The sequence below is a fragment of the Paenibacillus vulneris genome (assembly GCF_039543185.1).
In the GTDB taxonomy this organism is placed as follows: domain Bacteria; phylum Bacillota; class Bacilli; order Paenibacillales; family NBRC-103111; genus Paenibacillus_S; species Paenibacillus_S vulneris.
Map to the genome: position 1 here is coordinate 51593 of NZ_BAABJG010000044.1, position 19656 is coordinate 71248.

The 19656-nt window shown below is 50.3% G+C and carries 22 protein-coding genes; all 22 read left to right on the forward strand.

All coding sequences use genetic code 11. From position 1 onward, the window contains the following. The first annotated feature begins 55 nt into the window (after positions 1 to 55). Positions 56 to 565: a YceD family protein gene (locus ABEA66_RS29345; RefSeq protein ID WP_345593246.1), complete on the forward strand. Its 510-nt coding sequence runs from the start codon at positions 56 to 58 to the stop codon at positions 563 to 565. A 31-nt stretch (positions 566 to 596) separates the two neighbouring features. Further along, entirely contained in the window at positions 597 to 770 is a 174-nt protein-coding gene (gene rpmF / locus ABEA66_RS29350; RefSeq protein ID WP_028550384.1) for a 50S ribosomal protein L32, read from the forward strand. 307 nt (positions 771 to 1077) lie between these two features. Next, positions 1078 to 1704: a transcription factor FapR gene (fapR, locus tag ABEA66_RS29355; RefSeq protein WP_079910304.1), complete on the forward strand. Its 627-nt coding sequence runs from the start codon at positions 1078 to 1080 to the stop codon at positions 1702 to 1704. Next, positions 1688 to 2686: a phosphate acyltransferase PlsX gene (gene plsX / locus ABEA66_RS29360; protein WP_079910303.1), complete on the forward strand. Its 999-nt coding sequence runs from the start codon at positions 1688 to 1690 to the stop codon at positions 2684 to 2686. Before fapR ends, plsX begins: the two co-directional genes overlap by 17 nt. A gap of 3 nt (positions 2687 to 2689) precedes the next feature. Continuing rightward, positions 2690 to 3676: a beta-ketoacyl-ACP synthase III gene (locus tag ABEA66_RS29365; protein WP_079910302.1), complete on the forward strand. Its 987-nt coding sequence runs from the start codon at positions 2690 to 2692 to the stop codon at positions 3674 to 3676. A gap of 68 nt (positions 3677 to 3744) precedes the next feature. Then, positions 3745 to 4683, forward strand: coding sequence for an ACP S-malonyltransferase (gene fabD, locus ABEA66_RS29370; RefSeq protein WP_079910301.1), 939 nt, complete (start codon positions 3745 to 3747; stop codon positions 4681 to 4683). Between the two features lie 46 nt (positions 4684 to 4729). Continuing rightward, on the forward strand, positions 4730 to 5470 hold the full coding sequence (gene fabG / locus ABEA66_RS29375; RefSeq protein ID WP_345593252.1) for a 3-oxoacyl-[acyl-carrier-protein] reductase: 741 nt from the start codon (positions 4730 to 4732) through the stop codon (positions 5468 to 5470). Between the two features lie 125 nt (positions 5471 to 5595). Beyond that, positions 5596 to 5829 (forward strand): acyl carrier protein, encoded by a 234-nt coding sequence (gene acpP, locus ABEA66_RS29380; protein ID WP_079910299.1) that lies wholly within the window; start codon positions 5596 to 5598, stop codon positions 5827 to 5829. A 137-nt stretch (positions 5830 to 5966) separates the two neighbouring features. Next, on the forward strand, positions 5967 to 7205 hold the full coding sequence (gene fabF, locus ABEA66_RS29385) for a beta-ketoacyl-ACP synthase II (protein ID WP_345593255.1): 1239 nt from the start codon (positions 5967 to 5969) through the stop codon (positions 7203 to 7205). A gap of 63 nt (positions 7206 to 7268) precedes the next feature. Continuing rightward, positions 7269 to 7967, forward strand: coding sequence for a ribonuclease III (gene rnc, locus ABEA66_RS29390; RefSeq protein WP_079910297.1), 699 nt, complete (start codon positions 7269 to 7271; stop codon positions 7965 to 7967). 217 nt (positions 7968 to 8184) lie between these two features. After that, a complete protein-coding gene (smc, locus tag ABEA66_RS29395; RefSeq protein WP_345593257.1) occupies positions 8185 to 11757 on the forward strand; it encodes a chromosome segregation protein SMC in 3573 nt (1190 codons plus the stop codon). Positions 11758 to 11825: 68 nt separating this feature from the next. Further along, positions 11826 to 12833: a signal recognition particle-docking protein FtsY gene (gene ftsY / locus ABEA66_RS29400; protein ID WP_345593259.1), complete on the forward strand. Its 1008-nt coding sequence runs from the start codon at positions 11826 to 11828 to the stop codon at positions 12831 to 12833. 115 nt (positions 12834 to 12948) lie between these two features. Continuing rightward, complete coding sequence (locus ABEA66_RS29405) at positions 12949 to 13299, forward strand: putative DNA-binding protein (RefSeq protein ID WP_079910294.1); 351 nt, start codon at positions 12949 to 12951, stop codon at positions 13297 to 13299. 77 nt (positions 13300 to 13376) lie between these two features. Next, on the forward strand, positions 13377 to 14750 hold the full coding sequence (gene ffh, locus ABEA66_RS29410; protein ID WP_079910293.1) for a signal recognition particle protein: 1374 nt from the start codon (positions 13377 to 13379) through the stop codon (positions 14748 to 14750). Positions 14751 to 14804: 54 nt separating this feature from the next. Beyond that, positions 14805 to 15077, forward strand: coding sequence for a 30S ribosomal protein S16 (gene rpsP, locus ABEA66_RS29415; protein ID WP_079910292.1), 273 nt, complete (start codon positions 14805 to 14807; stop codon positions 15075 to 15077). A gap of 21 nt (positions 15078 to 15098) precedes the next feature. Further along, positions 15099 to 15329 (forward strand): KH domain-containing protein, encoded by a 231-nt coding sequence (locus ABEA66_RS29420; RefSeq protein ID WP_079910291.1) that lies wholly within the window; start codon positions 15099 to 15101, stop codon positions 15327 to 15329. A 178-nt stretch (positions 15330 to 15507) separates the two neighbouring features. Beyond that, positions 15508 to 16029, forward strand: a complete 522-nt coding sequence (gene rimM / locus ABEA66_RS29425; protein WP_079910290.1) for a ribosome maturation factor RimM — start codon at positions 15508 to 15510, stop codon at positions 16027 to 16029. Then, on the forward strand, positions 16029 to 16787 hold the full coding sequence (gene trmD / locus ABEA66_RS29430; RefSeq protein WP_345593264.1) for a tRNA (guanosine(37)-N1)-methyltransferase TrmD: 759 nt from the start codon (positions 16029 to 16031) through the stop codon (positions 16785 to 16787). The genes rimM and trmD overlap by 1 nt, the downstream gene beginning before the upstream one ends. A gap of 171 nt (positions 16788 to 16958) precedes the next feature. Continuing rightward, positions 16959 to 17300 (forward strand): 50S ribosomal protein L19, encoded by a 342-nt coding sequence (gene rplS / locus ABEA66_RS29435; RefSeq protein WP_028550401.1) that lies wholly within the window; start codon positions 16959 to 16961, stop codon positions 17298 to 17300. 85 nt (positions 17301 to 17385) lie between these two features. Next, positions 17386 to 17958, forward strand: coding sequence for a signal peptidase I (gene lepB, locus ABEA66_RS29440; protein ID WP_192705181.1), 573 nt, complete (start codon positions 17386 to 17388; stop codon positions 17956 to 17958). A 35-nt stretch (positions 17959 to 17993) separates the two neighbouring features. Beyond that, entirely contained in the window at positions 17994 to 18881 is an 888-nt protein-coding gene (gene ylqF, locus ABEA66_RS29445; RefSeq protein WP_345593268.1) for a ribosome biogenesis GTPase YlqF, read from the forward strand. 104 nt (positions 18882 to 18985) lie between these two features. Continuing rightward, complete coding sequence (locus tag ABEA66_RS29450; protein WP_345593404.1) at positions 18986 to 19594, forward strand: ribonuclease HII; 609 nt, start codon at positions 18986 to 18988, stop codon at positions 19592 to 19594. The last annotated feature ends 62 nt before the right edge of the window (positions 19595 to 19656 follow it).

Here is a 19656-nt window from a genome sequence, read left to right on the forward strand (position 1 = left end):
GACAAAATAGAAGGATTATAGCTATAATAATCTTTGTTTGTTTGGGGTGATACTCATGTTCATTCGATTAAAAGAATTGGCGAAGAAATCAGAAACGGTACTTATTGATGAGACCATCGATTTGTCCGATGTTTTGAAGAATCGCACTGATTTGCTCAGCTTCGGTCCGCTGCAGGTTAATCTGCAGGCTCGTCATAACGGCGAGGCGGCTGAGGTCACCGGTGTTCTGGAAATAGATGTGGAGCAGCCCTGCTCCCGCTGCCTGGAGCCGGTAAAGCAAAGGCTGGAAATTCCTTTTCATGAAACGTTTGCTCTCGCTGCAGATGTATCGGAACCGGACGACGAGGAAGAAGACATTATCTTCGTTACGGATGAGAAGATAGAGTTGATGCCCTATTTGATTGAAAATGTACTGGTAGCTTTGCCGTACGTACCGCTGTGCGAGGAAGGGTGCCAAGGATTATGCCCTGTATGCGGTGGGAACCGAAACGAGCGGGCTTGCGGCTGCAAGCAGGACACGACGGATCCGAGGCTGGCCGGACTGGCAGATTTCTTTAAGCAATAGCAAGCTTGAATTCGTTGAAGGAGGTGGGAATATGGCAGTACCTCAAAGGAGAACATCCAAGACACGTCGCGACAAGCGCCGTACTCACTTTAAATTAGTAGTTCCAGGCATGGTTAAGTGTGACAACTGTGGTGAATTGAAATTGGCTCACCGCGTTTGCAAGGTGTGTGGATCTTACAAAAAAAGAGAGATCATCAAGCAATAATGGATGATATCAGCAAAACGGTAGCACTTCATCTTTTAGGGTGGGGTGCTATTTTTGTGCTTCCCTTTTCGATTACAATCCATTATACTATCTCTTATTACTTGGTCATAAGATATAGTGATATCCAGCTCGAGGTACCCGGATTCCGACATGAGAAGATGGCGTTTCCTTTGCATGCTTTTATTCGGAACAGGGTCGCTCAATACCTACATAAGACTAGCTCGGCATATCGCCGTGAAGTCTGGAGCCAGGAACATATGCAGGGATGATTTAACCATTCCTGTTCAAGATATATAAATGATCATGGATGTATACTAAGGTAAAGGTGGTGTCGGACATCGAACGCCTTCCTAAACGACAACGACAGCAGCAGCTGGCAGGAGCCATTGAGGAAAACCCTTTTATTACAGATGAAGAATTGATGAAGCTATTCCAGGTCAGTATCCAGACCATTCGGTTGGACCGGCTGGAGCTCGGAATTCCCGAGCTTCGTGAACGGATTAAGCTGATGGCCGAGCAATCGTACGATCAGGTACGCTCATTGCCTCTTCATGAAGTGATTGGGGATGTTATTGATCTGCAATTGGACAAGAGCGGGATTTCTATCTTTGAGATCAAGGAGGAGCATGTTTTCTCCAGAACGAAGATTGCGCGCGGGCATCATATTTTTTCACAGGCGAATTCGCTCGCCGTAGCCTTGATTAACGACCAGATTGCGTTAACCGCATCGGCGGATATTCGATTTGTCCGCTCGGTTAAGCTGGGGGAAAAATGCATCGCCAAAGCATACGTACGTTCTATCTCCAAAGGCAAAGCCAAGGTGGAAGTGTTCACTTACATCGGGGAAGAAGTTGTTTTCCAAGGAAATTTCATCATATACCACTCAACAAGAGATCGATCGGAGGGAGGAGAGCCTGATGCGGATTGCGATTGATGCAATGGGTGGAGACCATGCCCCCGATGTTGTAGTAGCCGGAGCTATAGAAGCGGCACGGGAATGGAGCGACACAACCATCACACTGGTTGGAGACTCAAACAGGATTGAAGCCATGCTAGGTGACGCAAAGCCTGCCAATCTTGAGGTTCGCCATGCAGGTGAGAAGATTGAAGCGGACGATGAACCGGTAAAAGCAGTTAGGCGTAAAAAGGATGCTTCCATGGTCGTAGCGGGCCGGATGGTTCGCGAAAGAGAAGCCGATGCCATGATCTCCGCGGGGAATACCGGCGCATTGATGACAATGGGGATTCTTGTTGTCGGCCGTATGAAGGGGATAAGCAGACCTGCATTGGCACCGATGATTCCAACGCTCGACGGCAAAGGAATCCTGGCATTGGACCTGGGCGCCAATATGGACTCGAGTGCCGAGGAATTAACGCAGTATGCCATCATGGGCAGCATTTACCGGAAAAAGGTTGAAGGGATCGCAAAGCCACGGGTCGGATTGCTTAATGTCGGCACCGAAGCCATGAAAGGAAATGAAGTGACCAAGGCAGCCTATGGACTGCTGGAGCAGGCTCCTATTCATTTCCTGGGCAATGTAGAGTCCAGGGATGTCCTGAACGGCCCGTGTGACGTATTGGTTTGCGACGGCTTCGCCGGCAATATTATGCTGAAGTCTTTGGAAGGGGCGGCTTCGACTATCTTCTCCGCGCTCAAAACGGAGTTGAGAAGAAACTTTATGACGAAGCTGGCCGCCGCTGTTCTGAAGCCAGGACTAATGAAATTCCGAAGCTCATTCGACTATGCCGAGCATGGCGCTGCGCCGCTTTTGGGGATTGACGGACTTGTGCTGAAAAGCCACGGATCTTCCAATGCCATGGCTATCAAAAATGCCGTTCGGCAGGCTCGTATTGCTATCCAGAATGATCTGGTGCAAAGTATTTCTAGGGAAATTAGTAATGGAAGTGAGATGTGACCTATGAGCTCAATACCGGTGGGCATTATCGGTACAGGAAAGTACGTACCTGAACGGGTACTGACGAATCATGATTTGGAACAAATGGTTGAAACGAATGATGAATGGATCGTTACCCGCACAGGCATTCGGGAACGCAGACTGGTCAGTGCCGAACAGGCCTCCTCGGATCTGGCTTACGAGGCTTCTCTGAAGGCATTGGATGCTGCAGGAATCAGTCCGGAGCAGTTGGACCTGATCATTGTCGCAACAATTACTCCTGATATGTCATTCCCGTCTACGGCATGCATTCTGCAGGATAAGCTGGGCGCTAAGAAGGCTGCCGCTTTCGATTTGTCCGCTGCGTGCTCCGGGTTTATTTACGGATTGGCCAATGCATCCAATTTTATTGCTTTGGGGACTTATAAATACGCCTTGGTTGTGGGCGCTGAATGCTTATCCAAAATTACGGATTATACCGATCGCAACACATGTATATTATTTGGTGACGGAGCGGGTGCCGTTGTGTTGGGCGCAGTTCCGGAGGGCCGCGGGTTCAAATCGTTTGAACTAGGCGCCGATGGTTCCGGCGGAGAGCTGCTGCGCATTAGCGGCGGAGGCTCGCGCTGCCCGGTATCGCCTCAATCGATCGAAACCAAGCAGCACTTCATTTATATGGCGGGCAGCGAGGTTTTCAAATTCGCCGTCCGGATTATGGGCAGCGCCGCGGAAGAAGCTCTTCGTAAAGCAGGGATGGAGAAGCAGGATATCGATCTGCTCGTCCCTCATCAAGCGAATATCCGCATCATTCAGTCTGCGCTGAACCGCTTGGATTTGAGCGAAGACAAATGTATGATAAACTTGGATAAATACGGCAATGTCTCTGCAGCCTCCATCCCGATCGCTTTGGCGGAAGCGGTAGAAGAGGGGAAGGTAAAAGAGGGCGATTGTATCGTATTGGTCGGATTTGGCGGCGGCCTGACTTGGGGCGCGTCCGTAATCGTTTGGTAATGAGATGAATCGTTCGCCTGGAGAGGGTTGGTGCTCTCCGGGCAACCGATACGAAAGGAGATATTACGTTGGGGAAAGTAGCATTTGTATTTCCGGGTCAAGGCGCCCAGGCCGTAGGGATGGGGCGGGACATTTATGAGTCCGATCCGGCGGCCAAAGCGATTTTTGATCGTGCGGATCAGGCACTCGGCTATTCTCTATCTTCGCTTATTTTCGATGGTCCGGATTCGGAGTTGAAAATCACTTATCATACCCAGCCTGCACTTCTTACGACGAGTGTGGCATACCTGGAGCTATTCAAGTCGAAGGGACTTCAGCCTGATTATTTGGCTGGACACAGCTTGGGAGAATACAGCGCTTTGGTAGCTGCCGGGGTACTGAGCTTTGAAGATGCTGTGCGGACCGTCCGTGCGCGCGGAGAATTCATGGATCAGGCCGTTCCGAGCGGTCAAGGCGCAATGGCAGCCGTTCTCGGAGGAGAGAGGGAAGCGCTTCAGAAGCTCTGCTCAGAAGTGTCAAAAGAAGCTGGAGTAGTGGAGCTTGCCAATCTGAACTGCCCCGGTCAAATCGTGATTTCCGGTAGCAAAGAAGGTGTACAAGCTATCGTGGAGCGTGGAAAGGAGATCGGCGCCAAGCGAGTCATTCCATTGGAAGTAAGCGGTCCGTTCCATTCTTCCTTGATGAAACCCGCCTCCGAGCGGTTGTCGGATGTGCTGTCTGCGGTTCCTATGCAAACGGCGTCGGTGCCCGTGGTAGCCAATGTAACCGCGCGTCCCGTGCAAGAGCCTGAATCCATCCGCGAACTGCTCGTAGAGCAGGTGCATTCTTCCGTATTATGGGAAGACAGCGTTGCCTGGCTGATTGAACAAGGCGTGGATACGTTTGTCGAGATCGGTTCGGGAACGGTCTTGGCCGGGTTGATCAAAAAGATCGACAAATCGGTCAAAATCTATTCGATCAATAGCAAAGAAGCATTGGATCAGTTCCAATTGGATGTTACCAATTAAGCAGGCCTTTTAAGATTAACGGAAGAATTAGGATAGGAGGGGTACGATGTTAGCGGGTAAAGTCGCATTGGTTACAGGCGCTTCGCGAGGCATTGGCCGCGCTATTGCTCTTACGCTTGCAGAAGCGGGAGCAGACGTTGCCGTAAATTATGCCGGCAGTGCAGCTGCAGCTGCAGAGGTGGTCAGCCTTATTGAGGGTATGGGCCGCAAAGCGATAAAAGTGAAGGCGAATGTAGCTTCCTCTCAGGAAGTGGACGATATGTTCAAGCAGGTGCTTGAAACCTTTGGGAAACTGGACATCTTAGTGAATAATGCAGGCATCACGAGAGATAATTTGATTATGCGCATGAAGGAAGAGGAATTCGACGAGGTTATCGCCACAAATCTGAAGGGCGTGTTCAACTGTGTTAAGGCAGCGACACGTCCGATGATGAAGCAGCGTTATGGCCGCATTATAAACATCTCCTCCGTTGTTGGAGCGCTCGGCAATCCGGGTCAGGCCAATTATGTTGCAGCGAAAGCAGGCGTTATCGGTATGACTAAGGCAACCGCGAAGGAGCTGTCGTCACGGGGGATTACAGTCAATGCCGTAGCTCCAGGATTTATTGAAACGGATATGACGGATAAATTATCCGAGGATACCCGTTCGCAGATGCTGAAGCAAATTCCACTAGCGCGTCTCGGCCAGCCGGATGATATAGCGAAGGCAGTGCGCTTTCTTGCATCCGACGATGCTTCTTACATGACCGGCCAAACGATTCATGTGGACGGCGGCATGTATATGTAAGGGTGAAAATTGTTACCGAGCCATTGTGTGAAAATTCGCAAATATTGTTTTTTTCTGCGGAAATAGCGCTTGCTCTGGCAATTTGTCCATAAGTTAAGTATAATACCAAGGAGGAGGTGAACCGGATGTCCGATGTTTTAGATCGCGTGAAACGTATCGTCATCGATCGTCTTGGTGTTGATGAGGCAGAAGTGTCCCTCGAAGCATCTTTTAAAGATGATTTAGGCGCTGATTCTCTAGATGTTGTAGAGCTTGTCATGGAACTGGAAGATGAGTTTGATATGGAAATCTCTGATGAAGATGCAGAGAAGATAACTACAGTAGGTCAAGTAGTTGAGTACATAAAATCTCATACTTAATTGGTATAAGTCCCGTTTTGCTTTTTAGACGGGACTTATCTCCATTCAGTATTGCCATACATGTACAGCGAATCTAGCAGCTACATTAAATTGGGTAAATTCATAACATTAGTTATTTTAGATAGAGGTGGATTAAAGTGAAGCAACGAGTTGTCATAACAGGTATGGGCGTCATGACCTCCTTGGGACATGATCTTGAAACATTCTGGGGGAACCTGATGGCAGGTAAATCCGGAGTAGGTATGATTGAATTGTTCGATGTGAGCGAATATCCAACGCGCATTGCTGCTGAGATCAAAGACTTTAATCCTGAGCAGTATTTCGATAAAAAGGAAGCCCGTCGCATGGACCGTTTCGTACAATTTGCAGTGGCGTCGTCTTTGACTGCACTGCAGGATGCGGGACTTAACATCAAGGAGGACACGGATCCGGAGCGTGTAGGCGTCTATGTAGGCTCCGGTATCGGCGGTTTGTCCACTTGGGAAGAGCAGCATAAAATTTTGCTGGAAAAAGGACCGAAGAGAGTAAGTCCGTTCTTTATTCCCATGATGATCGCGAATATGGCGTCCGGCCAAATCTCCATGATCACAGGAGCCAAAGGTCCTAACAGCACAGCAGTAACCGCGTGCGCAACAGGGACTCACTCCATCGGCGATTCGTTCAAAATGATACAGCGCGGCGATGCCGATGTCATGATTTGCGGTGGCGCTGAAGCGACGATCAGTCCGACGGGTGTGGCCGGTTTCTGTGCGCTGCGCGCTATGTCGACTCGTAACGACGAGCCTCAAAAAGCGAGCAGACCGTTTGATACGGACCGGGACGGTTTCGTTATGGGCGAAGGTTCCGGAATTCTGATTCTGGAGTCGCTCGAGCATGCGCAAAAGCGCGGCGCTAAAATTTACGGTGAGGTTATCGGGTACGGCATGAGCGGCGACGCTTATCATATGACCGATCCGGATCCGGACGGTGCTGCGCGCTGTATGGCCAAAGCGATCAAGGATGCGGGTATTGCACCGGAGGATATTGATTATATTAATGCGCATGGGACCTCTACGCCGGTTGGGGACCGCTCGGAGACGACGGCCATCAAGAAGGCGCTGGGAGAGCATGCATATAAAGTCGCAGTCAGCTCAACCAAATCCATGACAGGTCATCTATTAGGAGCTGCCGGCGGTGTGGAAGCGTTGATTTGCGGATTAACCCTGAAGCATGGGTTTATCCCTCCGACTATTAATTTGGACAATCAGGATCCTGAATGTGATCTGGATTATGTGCCAAATCAAGCGCGTCAAGCGAACGTGAAGGTAGCAATGTCGAACTCGTTCGGTTTTGGCGGCCATAATGCCACCATTATTATGAAAAAGTTCGAGCAATAAGCACTCCGCCGCGAGACCGTAATTAATCTAACGAACGGGAATGTCCGATTAGGTGGTGAAGGCATGCATCGAAACCTGAAGCAGCTTCAGGCTGCGTTAAATATTACGTTTCGCAAACCCGAGCTATTAAGACAGGCGTTTACCCACTCTTCCTATGTAAACGAACATAGAGTCGGCAATTACAAGGATAATGAGCGGTTGGAATTTTTGGGCGATGCAGTCCTGGAACTAACGGTTTCCGAGTATTTGTTCGATACGTACCCGGAACGTTCCGAAGGGGAATTAACCAAGTTAAGAGCTTCAATCGTATGCGAGCCTTCATTAGTCGGATTTGCCGAAGAGCTGGAGTTCGGTTCCTATGTGCTTCTAGGCAAGGGCGAGGAGCTGACCGGCGGCAGAACCAGACCGGCTTTGCTGGCTGACGTGTTCGAATCGTTTATCGGCGCATTATATTTGGACCAGGGACTTCAAGTGGTGACAAGCTTTCTTAAGCAGCATGTGTTCCCGAATTTGCCTCACCAAGGCAAGCTGCTGACCGTTGACTTCAAAACCCATCTGCAGGAATATACCCAGCAGCATAACATGGGGGTACTGGAGTACCGGATCGTCGACGAACGCGGGCCTGCTCATGAAAGAGAGTTTGTTGCCCAGGTTCATGTGAGCGATACGCTTTTGGGGCAAGGGTCCGGCCGTTCGAAGAAAGAGGCTGAACAGCATGCGGCTGCTCAAGCATTGGAAGCGTTGAAAGTCCATATTCAATAGCGCAAACAGAGCAAGAGGGTGCAGGGATGGCAGCTTAAGGGTTGCCGTCGCTGCATTTCTTTTTTTTCAGAAGATGTGAGAAGACGAAATCGTCATTCAAAGCAAAGGTAAATCCCTGCCAGCTATGCAGAACATCATGCTTGGAGTGTTGAGGTTGACCGTGGGAGTTTATTCTATGAATAAGGAATGTGTGGTACAATAGCGTTGAGGTGAGACGATGTTTTTAAAGCGTATTGAGCTGTCCGGTTTTAAATCGTTTGCCGATCGGACCGAGCTTGAATTCGTACAAGGTATTACGGCTGTAGTCGGTCCAAACGGCAGTGGGAAAAGTAACATTTCCGACGGCATTCGTTGGGTGCTTGGAGAGCAAAGCGCCCGCAGCTTGCGCGGAGGGAAGATGGAGGATATTATTTTTGCCGGAAGTGACGCTCGTAAGGCGGTTAACTACGGTGAAGTATCGCTCACCCTGGATAATTCAGATCAATCGCTATCGCTGGATTTTAATGAAGTGACCGTAACCCGGCGCGTACACCGGAACGGGGACAGCGAGTATCTAATTAATAAGCAGGCTTGCCGTCTGAAGGACATTACCGAGCTGTTTATGGATACAGGGATCGGTAAGGAAGCTTACTCTATCATCGGACAAGGACGAATTGAAGAAATTTTAAGCACGAAATCGGAAGATCGCCGCGGTATCTTTGAAGAAGCCTCCGGGATCGTAAAATATAAATCAAGAAAGCGTGAAACGGAAAAGAAGCTCCAGGAAACGGAGCAAAACTTGCTCCGGATTAATGACCTGGTAGTTGAGCTGGAGGATCAGATCGAGCCGCTGCGGATCCAATCCGAGAAGGCTGTGCGCTACAGAGAGCTGAGAGAGCAGCTAAAGAAGAACGAGATTGCTATGTACGTGTATCAAATCGAGCAAATCTACAACTCGTGGACCGAGACGAATAAAAAGCTGGACAAGCTGAAGCAGGAGCAGCTGGAGCTATCCGCGATCGTCGGTCAGCATGACGCGCATTTGGAGAAGCATCGCTGGGAAACCAGAAGGCTTGAGGAAGAAATCGAGGCGCTTCAGGCGCAGCTTCTGCAGATAAGCGAGGATTTTGAAAAATGCGAGGGACAGGGAGAGGTACTCAAGGAGCGTAAAAGAAATTATGCTTCTAACCAGGCTCAGCTCGCGCAAAACGTAAAGCAGCAAGAAATCCGTTCAACGGAGAAGGAAGCCGAATTAGCGGCCATTAGGGAAAAGCTGGCGGTTATTTCGGACGAGCTGCAGCAGTATCAGGCCAAGCTAAAGGCGGAGGAAGACCGGTTGCTGGGCGTAGCAGGCGGCATCAGCAGCGCGGAGGAAGACCGTCTGAAGGGCGAGCTCCTGGAAACGCTGAATCAAATGGCGAACGCCCGCAACGAGGCGCGCTACGCGGAGCAGCAGCTGGAAGGGCTGTCTAAGCGGCTTGACCGGCTCGGGGACGAGCACCGGAAATGGAGAGAGCAGCAGGACAGCATTGCGGAACGTAAGCGGGTTCTGGAAGAACGGTTAGCTGCGGTCATAGGGAACATTGAAAACGCGAGAAACCGTTATCTGGAACTGAGCCAAAGCTTGAAGTCGAAGCAAATGTTATCTGAGGAATCACAATCCACCGTGCGAAAATGGGAACAAAAGCTCGACTCCATGATCTCCCGCCGCGATACGATGCGTGAAATGGCAAATGATTATGACGGCTTCATGCATGGCGTTAAAGAAGTGCTGAAGGCGAAGGACCGCCAAGATCTGCGCGGAATCCGAGGCGCTGTAGCCGAGCTGGTTAAGGTTCCGGCCCATGTCGAGGTGGCGGTAGAGACGGCGCTAGGCGGAGCATTGCAGCATATCGTCGTCGATAGCGAGGCGAACGGCCGTGAAGCGATTGCTTTCTTGAAGCGCAGGCAGTTAGGCCGCGCTACCTTCCTTCCTCTCGACGTTATCCGCGGACGTTCAATTCCGGATTCCGAACGAAGAACGATAGAAGGTATGGAGGGCTTCGTCGGTATCGGTGCCGACCTTGTTCAATATGAGGACACTTATCGTCAAATTGTCGGCAGCTTGCTCGGCAATGTCATCATCGCCAGTCAATTGGAAGTTGCTAACCGCATTGCGGCAAAAGTCCAATACCGTTACCGGGTGGTTACGCTGGAAGGCGACGTCGTGAACCCGGGAGGATCGATGACGGGGGGCAGTCAGCAGAAGAAAACGAGCAGCCTGCTGAGCCGCCAGCGGCAGATTGAAGAAATGGACAAGGAGATTGCCGTTTCGCAAGAGCAGCTTCAACAACTGCGCGTCAAAGCGGATCAGGTTCGCAAGGAGATTGCTGCGGACTCCGCAATGCTCGAGGAGCTTCGCCAAGAAGGAGAGGCGCTTCGCATTGAGGAGCAGCAAATTCGTGCGGGACTTCAGCCGCTGGAGCAGGAGGCCAAGCAGGTAGCCGAGCAGCTGGCGCTGTACAGTGAAGACGGGGATGCGCTGGACTCGGAGCGCAAGGAGCTGAAGGACCGTCAGGCGGCCGCCATTCAAACGCTGGAGCGTCTAACGCAGGAGGAGGCTGCTCTGCAGCAAGCCATTCGTGAAGCGGAGCTGGCGCGCAAAGCCGGTGAGCTTGCGAAGGAGGAGCTTCAGACGCAGCTTACCGAGTTAAAAGTCAAGGTCGCTTCCCAGACACAGGAGAAGCAGGCCTTGGTGGATCAGGAGCGGCGCAGCCACTCCGAGCTGACCCAGTTACATAACGAGCTCGATTTGAACCGAAGGCTGGTTCTGCAATTGGAGCAGGATATGGCGAATCACGAGCAGGAAACAATCATGCAGATCGAGCTGTTGAACAGCCTCAAGCTGAAGAAGCAGCAGTGTACCGAGCAGTTGGAGCTGAAGCGTGCGGAACGGGCCCAATGGCAGGCACAGCTAGAGAAAGAGGAGAACAAGACAAGGGAAGAGCGCAACCAGCTGCGCCAGACGGAGGAGCATTTGCACCAGACCGAGGTGCGGGTAAACCGTCTGGACGTGGAGCTTGAGAACCTGCTCAAGAAGCTGTCGGATGATTACGAGCTCAGCTATGAATTGGCCAAGGAGCGCTACCCTGTCCCAGAGGATGTGCTTGGGGCCCAGAACCAGGTGCGTGAGCTGAAACGCGACATTGCCGTACTTGGTGAAGTCAACCTGGGAGCGGTGGAGGAATTCGCGAGGGTTAACGAGCGATTCCAGTTTTTAAGTGAGCAGAAGAATGATTTGGTTGAAGCGAAAACCACCTTGTATCAGGTGATTCGGGAAATGGACGAAGAGATGTCGAAGCGGTTTAGAACGACGTTCGACGCAATCCGCTCTCACTTTGTTGTCGTCTTCGCCAAGCTGTTCGGCGGAGGACGTGCCGATCTGATTTTATCCGAGCCGGATAATCTTCTTGATACGGGGATCGAAATTGTCGCTCAGCCGCCGGGTAAGAAGCTGCAGAACCTGCAGCTCTTGTCGGGGGGAGAACGAGCGCTGACGGCTATTGCCCTGCTATTCTCGATCATCCGCGTGAAGCCGGTGCCGTTCTGCGTGCTTGACGAGGTCGAAGCAGCCCTGGATGAAGCGAATGTATCCCGTTTTGCGGAATATTTACGCGAGTTTTCCGAGCAAACCCAGTTCATTGTAGTAACGCACCGCAAGGGGACGATGGAAGAGGCGGATGTGCTGTACGGGGTCACGATGGAAGAAGGCGGCGTATCCAAGCTGGTATCCGTCCGGTTGGAAGAGGATGAAGCCATCATTGCGAGCTAGATTCGTTCATGATGCAGCCAATTCGAGTTCAATAAAGCTAAAAGTATATAGAAAGGGGCTATCGCCCGATGAGTTTTTTTAAACGATTGAAAGAAAGCATTTCCTCCAAGGCCGAGGCGGTTACGAATAAGTTTAAAGAAGGCTTGTCCAAAACACGCGATGTTCTGGTCGAGCGCGTCGAAGATTTGTTCAGCCGCCGCAAAAAAATCGACGAGGATTTCTATGAGGAGCTTGAAGAAATTCTGATCGGTGCGGATGTGGGCGTCAACACCGTTATGAAGCTGGTCGAGGATCTGCGTGCAGAGGTCCGCAAGCGGAAGATCGAAGATCCAAGCGAGCTTCAGCCTATTTTGACGGAGATGATTATCCAGCTGCTGAAAGGTGAGGAGAACGCTTCTCTGAAAATGGCGGAATCGGGCTTAACCGTCATTCTGTTCGTTGGCGTCAACGGAGTAGGAAAGACGACAACGATCGGCAAGCTGGCGCATCATTTGAAGTCGCAGGGTAAAAAGGTGCTTCTGGCTGCAGGAGACACGTTCCGTGCCGGGGCTATTGAGCAGCTGGAGGTATGGGGGCAGCGCGTCGGCGTTGATGTTATCAAGCAGCAGGCGGGCTCCGACCCGGCAGCGGTGATGTTCGATGCGCTCCATGCAGCCAAAAACCGGGGCGTAGACGTATTGCTATGCGATACGGCGGGACGTCTTCAGAATAAAGTGAACTTGATGGAAGAGCTTAATAAAATTTACCGTGTCATCCGCCGTGAAGTTCCTGAAGCGCCGCATGAAGTGCTGCTGGTGCTTGATGCTACAACGGGCCAAAACGCTCTGAGCCAGGCTAAGCTGTTTGACGAAAAGACAGGCTTGACCGGTCTTGTGCTGACCAAGCTGGATAGTACGGCAAAAGGCGGTATCGTAGTGGCCATTCGTCAGGAGCTGAACCTTCCCGTTAAGTTCGTAGGGCTTGGCGAGAAAATGGACGATTTGCAGCCGTTTGACTCGGATCAATTCGTCCATGCCTTGTTCAGCCGCTGGATTCCGGAAGGGGAAGCTCAGCCGGATGAGACGGCAAAATCATAGTTCGCCCACGATATTTTAAGTGACAAGGAAAATAGCTTGACATCCTTCTCCGTTTTGGGTATTATAGGTTCTGTTGTTCCTGTAAAGTGTTTTACCTTAACGGAGGCGGGGCACTATGACAGAAGAAAATGCATTGATGAAGACCAATCGCATCAATTTGCTTTTTGACTTCTACGAGAAGCTGCTGACTGAGAAGCAGCAAATGTTCTGCAAGCTGTATTTTCACGATGATTATTCGCTTGGAGAAATCGCAGCTGAATTCAAGATTAGCCGCCAGGCGGTGTATGAACATATAAAACGAGCAGAGTCCGTATTGGAGGATTACGAGATTAAGCTGCAGCTATTAGCCAAGCACGATGAACGGGTTCAGCTGACACAAAAGCTTGAACCGCTATTGTCCGGTCTCTCCGGCAATGAACGGGCTCAGGCGCAAGAGCTGCTGCATCACTTGGTGAGTCTCGACTGATATATGGACAGCCTGATTCAGTCAAATGTGGACTATGTATCAAAGATAGATAAGTAACACTCAAGAGGTGAATTCGCATGGCATTCGAAGGATTAGCGACCCGATTGCAGAATGTGTTCAGCAGGCTGAGAGGCAAAGGAAAGCTAACGGAAGACGATGTTAACGAGGCGCTGCGTGAAGTTCGTCTCGCGCTTCTTGAGGCGGATGTGAACTTTAAGGTTGTGAAGGAATTCATCGCGAAGGTGAAGGAGCGCGCTATCGGTCAGGAAGTACTTGAGAGCTTTACCCCGGCGATGGTCGTCGTCGATATCGTGAATAAAGAGCTGACCGAGCTTATGGGCGGCTCACAAAGCAAGCTGGCCCGGTCGAACCGGCCGCCGACCGTCGTGCTGATGGTTGGTCTGCAGGGTGCAGGTAAGACGACGGCAACAGGAAAGCTTGCCAAGATGCTTGTACAGCAAAATCACCGGCCGCTGCTTGCTGCGGGCGATATTTACAGACCGGCTGCCATAAAGCAGCTCCAGGTTCTGGGCGAGCAGCTTAAGGTGCCTGTATTCACGATGGGAGATCAAGTAAGTCCCGTTGAAATCGCGAAGAACGCTTTACAGCATGCCAAGGATAATGGGAATGATTATCTGATTGTCGATACGGCAGGACGTTTGCATATCGATGAAGGCCTTATGGAAGAGCTGAAGCAGATCGTGGCGGCGATCAGTCCGGACGAGATTTTGCTGGTCGTTGACGCCATGACAGGTCAGGATGCGGTCAATGTTGCCGAGAGCTTCCACAAGCAGCTGGAACTGACCGGCGTTGTGCTGACCAAGCTGGACGGAGACACTCGCGGCGGCGCGGCGATTTCAGTCAAAGCCGTTACCGGATGCCCGATCAAATTCGCTGGTATCGGTGAGAAGCTGGATGCGCTTGAGCCGTTCCATCCGGACCGGATGGCATCCCGGATACTGGGTATGGGCGACATGCTCACGCTGATCGAGAAGGCCCAAGCCGGTATTGATGCCGAGAAGGCCAAGGAAATGGAGCGCAAAATGCGCACGGCGGAATTTACGTTCGACGATTTCCTTGACCAGATGGAGCAGGTAAAGAAGCTTGGTCCATTGGATCAAATCCTAGATATGCTGCCCGGAGCCAACAAGATGAAGGGCATGAAGGATCTGAAGGTCGATGACAAGCAAATGGCTCGGATAGCCGCCATCGTCAAGTCAATGACCAAGGAAGAACGGCAAAATCCGGATATGCTCAGTCCGAGCAGACGTAAGCGTCTGGCTGCGGGAAGCGGAAACTCCGTGCAGGATGTGAACCGGTTCATTAAGCAGTTTGATGATATGCGCAAAATGATGAAGCAGTTCTCCAGCATGATGGGACCTAAAGGCCCGAAGGCGTTGAAGGGCTTGAAGGGCAAGCTGGGCAAAGGAATGAAGTTCCCGTTCGGTTGATCCCGCGGGAATGTAATATAGTCAAGTTTATTCTATGTTGGAGGTGATTTTCTAATGGCAACTCGCATTCGTCTAAAACGTATGGGTGCTCACAAAGCTCCTTTCTACCGTGTGGTCGTATCGGATTCCCGTTCCCCACGTGACGGTCGTTTCATCGAAGAGATTGGTACTTACAACCCGGTTGCTCAACCAGCCGTTGTTAATATCGACGAGGAAAAAGCGCTGAGATGGCTTCAAACTGGTGCTCAAGCTTCTGATACTGTTCGCAGTCTGTTCAGCCAAGCTGGCATCTTGAAGAAGTTCCATGAGTCCAAGCTGCAGAAGTAATCTGCCGATTCGGAGGGTGTTATGAAAGATCTAATAACCGTTATCGCCAAGGCGTTGGTTGATCATCCCGAAGAAGTAAAGGTAAATACGGTGGAAGACGAACGAAGCATTACCTTCGAGCTTTCCGTACATCCCGATGATGTCGGGAAAGTTATCGGAAAGCAGGGGCGTATTGCCAAGGCGCTTCGTACCGTAGTTACCTCGGCTGCAGTGAAAGAAAGTAAGCGTGTTTCGGTTGAAATCGTGTCATAATGGACACCATGAGAGTTAGGAGAAATCCTAGCTCTTTCTTTTCTTCTGAAACAGGCCTATCTTAAGATTAGCTTCTATTACCCTCTCTAATCTTCGGACTGCTTTATCGCGGTAAAGCTATGGTTAGGGAGTTTACGCATACATAATGGAATTGATTCAATGCTGTTGGAGGGTACAAATGAGCGATAAATTATTTACGGTAGGTAAAATCGTTAATACGCACGGCATCCGGGGAGAGCTGAAAATCGTTCCTCAAACGGATTTTCCGGATGAGCGTTTTGCTAAAGGAAGTTCCTTGGTCTTTTTTGATCCCCAGAAGCAGACGAGATTACCTGTTACCGTAGAATCGGCACGCGAGCATAAAAAAATGTTCATGGTCAAGTTTAAAGGCTTCGATAACATTAACGAAGTCGAGAAATACAAGGGCTGGCTGCTTAAGGTGGAAGAGAAATATTTGAGCGAGCTTCCCGACGATGAATATTATTACCATGAAATTATTGGCTGCACGGTGTATACCGACGAGGGGGAGAAGCTCGGCACCATCAGCGAGATTTTGTCTCCGGGAGCTAACGATGTGTGGGTGGTAGAGCGCGAGTCCGGCAAACCGGTGCTGCTTCCCTATATTGACGATGTGGTTCTGGAAGTGGACGTACAAGAAAAACGGGTTAAGGTATCCCTGATGGAAGGCTTGCTGGACTAATGAGAATTGATGTGCTTACATTATTTCCCGACATGTTTGACGGCGTGTTTTCATCCAGTATATTAGGTAAGGCCAGGGAGAAAGGCATCGTCGAGCTGAATACGGTTAATTTTCGCGATTATTCCAATAATAAGCATAATACCGTAGACGATTATCCTTACGGCGGCGGCGGCGGTATGGTACTGAAGCCTGAGCCTATTTTCGCAGCTGTCGAGGCGCTGACGGAGCCGCTTGCGGGTAAGCCCCGAATCGTCCTCATGTGCCCACAAGGGAAGCCGTTTACGCAGCGTAAAGCGGAGGAATTGGCTAAGGAAGACCATCTGATTTTTATATGCGGGCATTACGAAGGCTACGATGAACGGATCCGTGAGCATTTGGTCACCGATGAGCTGTCGATTGGCGATTATGTGCTGACGGGAGGAGAGCTTCCCGCGATGGTCGTTATTGATAGCGTGGCGAGGCTTCTTCCCGGTGTTCTCGGCAATGAAACGTCAGCCGTAACGGATTCGTTCAGTACCGGCTTGCTCGAATATCCGCATTATACGCGTCCTGTCCAGTTTCGAGAATGGACCGTTCCTGACATACTATTGTCCGGTCATCATGCCCATATCGAGAAATGGCGCAAACGCGAGTCTATCAGACGTACATGGCACAAAAGACCCGATCTGCTGAAATCGTACTCGTTAACGAAAGAGGAGCAGGTCTGGTTAAAGGAGATTCAGCAAGAATCGGAGAGAACGAAAGAGGAAACCGACTAATTCTATTTTCTTTCGAATTGATAGAATTTCAAGTTGTGTTTGGTTCACAATTATGGTATTATATACAACGTTGTGGCATTTTGCCCGATTACGGTGGTCCTCTACGCATGACAACACGAGATTCGACATCAGAGGCGGAATGAACACCTGTGTGGAAGGAGGGAGTCAGCCATGAGTCTGATCCAGGAGATTACTAAGGAACAACTACGCCAAGATTTGCCAAGCTTTCGTCCAGGTGACACTGTAAAAGTGCACGTGAAAGTTATCGAGGGTTCCCGCGAACGTATTCAGCTGTTTGAAGGTGTTGTAATTAAACGCCGCGGCGGCGGAATCAGCGAAACCTTTACCGTTAGAAAAATTTCTTACGGTGTTGGCGTTGAAAGAACGTTCCCGGTACATTCGCCGAAGATTGATAAGCTTGAGGTGGCTCGCCGTGGTAAAGTTCGTCGCGCGAAGCTATACTACTTGCGTGGTCTTCGCGGTAAAGCGGCAAGAATTCAAGAAATTCGTTAAGACGAAAACAAACGGGGGCTTGTTTACCAAGCTCCTTTTCGTTTTTTTCGAAGACCGAAATTAATGGAAGAAAGGGCAGGTCTTTATGGAGCAAGAACAAACCGTAGACAAACCGAATCCAGTCAAAAGCGAAGTTTGGGAATGGGTTAAAGCGCTGCTCATCGCTGCAGCTCTCGTCTTTTTTATACGCTGGTTGATTTTTGCCCCGTTTATTGTAGAAGGCCCGTCCATGGAGCCTAACTTTTATACCGGTGAACGCTTGATTGTCAATAAGATCATTTATTCCATACGTAAGCCTGAAAGAGGCGAGGTGGTCGTATTTCATGCCACCAAAGAAAAAGATTACATAAAGAGAGTTATCGCGCTGCCTGGCGAGACCGTAAAGGTGGAAGGCGATAAGGTGTATGTTAACAACAAAGTGTTAGACGAGCCTTATTTGCAGAAGGCATTGGATGACGCTGCGAAAAAAGGGATACCCTATAATTCAAGAAATTTCTCTGAACTAGTAATTCCGGAAGGAACGGTCTTTGTTATGGGGGATAATCGCTCGAACAGCTCGGACAGCCGGGATATCGGTCCTGTCAAGTTCGAGCAAATTGTCGGACGCGCGGATTTAATATTCTGGCCGTTTGACAAAATCAGCCTGGTGCATTTCTAAAAAACAAGCTATGGAAAAGAAGTTGAGGTGACCGTATGACGATTCAATGGTTTCCAGGTCACATGACAAGGGCGCGTCGTCAAATTCAGGATAAGCTGAAGCTGATCGACGTTGTGATTGAGCTGCTGGACGCTCGAATTCCAATATCTAGCAGAAATCCGATGATTGATGAAATTTTGCAAAACAAGCCGAGGCTCGTGCTGCTGAATAAACATGATTTGGCTGATCCGGAAGCAACGGCGTCCTGGGTTGCCTACTTCGCGGAGCAGGGGCTTGAAGCTCTGCCGGTCGATGCGGCTAACGGGAATCAGATGAAAGAAATTATGGCCCGCTCCAAGCAGCTGCTGTCTGTCAAAATCGAGGCACAGCTTCGTAAGGGCATCAAGCCAAGAGCGATACGTGCGTTGATTGTCGGGATTCCGAACGTAGGCAAATCAACGTTAATTAATCGCTTGGCAGGACGTAAAATAGCGGCTACCGGAGATAAGCCGGGGGTAACCAAAGGTCAGCAGTGGATCAAGGTAGGAACCGAAATGGAGCTGCTCGATACTCCGGGCATTTTGTGGCCGAAATTCGAGGACCAGCAGGTCGGGATACGGCTCGCTGCTACCGGGGCGATAAAGGAAGAAATTCTGAATACGGTCGATATTGCATTTTACACCGTTCGTTACCTGGTTACCCACTATGGAGCAGGTCTACAGGAGCGCTTTGGCATCGAGAAGCTGCCTGACGATCCGTCCGATACGGATGCCATAGTCGAGGTTATGGAAGCCATAGGGCGCAAAAGAGGCGCTTTAATGAGCGGCGGCCGCGTGGATTTGGAGAAAGCCTCCTTAACGATCCTGCGGGAGCTGCGTGCAGGGAAATTGGGACGAATCAGCCTGGAAACCCCAGATGATTATCAAGCAGAACAGCCACTCTAGCTGAAGGGTGGCTGTTTTTCTTTGCTCTACGCGTATCCGTCTCCGCTTGTTTCTAGTATAATGAAGAATACGAGTACTAGACTAGAAGGGAATTCATACATATGCTGTTGGAACATGAACAAGCGCTCTGGAATGAGGGCGTTCAATATATTGCTGGAGTTGACGAGGTAGGCAGAGGCTGCCTGTTCGGTGACGTAGTGGCGGCCGCTGTCATTTTGCCTCCCGGTTTAGTGTTGGAGGAAGTGAATGATTCGAAGAAATTAAGTCATAAGAAGCGTGAGGAACTGTACGAGGTGATCCACAAGGAAGCAATCGCTATCGGAGTCGGTATTGTCGATGTTAAAACCATAGAGGCCATTAATATAAAGCAAGCTGCAAGACTGGCTATGAAGCAAGCGGTTGAGCAGCTGAATCCGGGACCGGAGTATTTGCTCGTGGATGCGGAGAAGGTAGATCTTTCCCTGCCTCAGATGGCTCTTATTCATGGAGACGCAATAAGCCAGTCGATTGCCGCGGCTTCCATTATTGCCAAGGTCACACGGGACCGCATGTGCCTGCACTGGGATGTAGAGTTTCCGGAGTATGGCATTGCACTTCATAAGGGCTATGCAACCAAGCTGCACAGAGAGCGCATAATAGAGTACGGTGCGACGCCGCTGCATCGCAAAAGCTTTTTGAAAAATATTCTGGTGCAGCAGCAGGAGCTATTTTAACGAAGTACATACGCAGCAAATTCAGACTGTAAAGGCGTGACATAGATGCCGATATAGTTGAT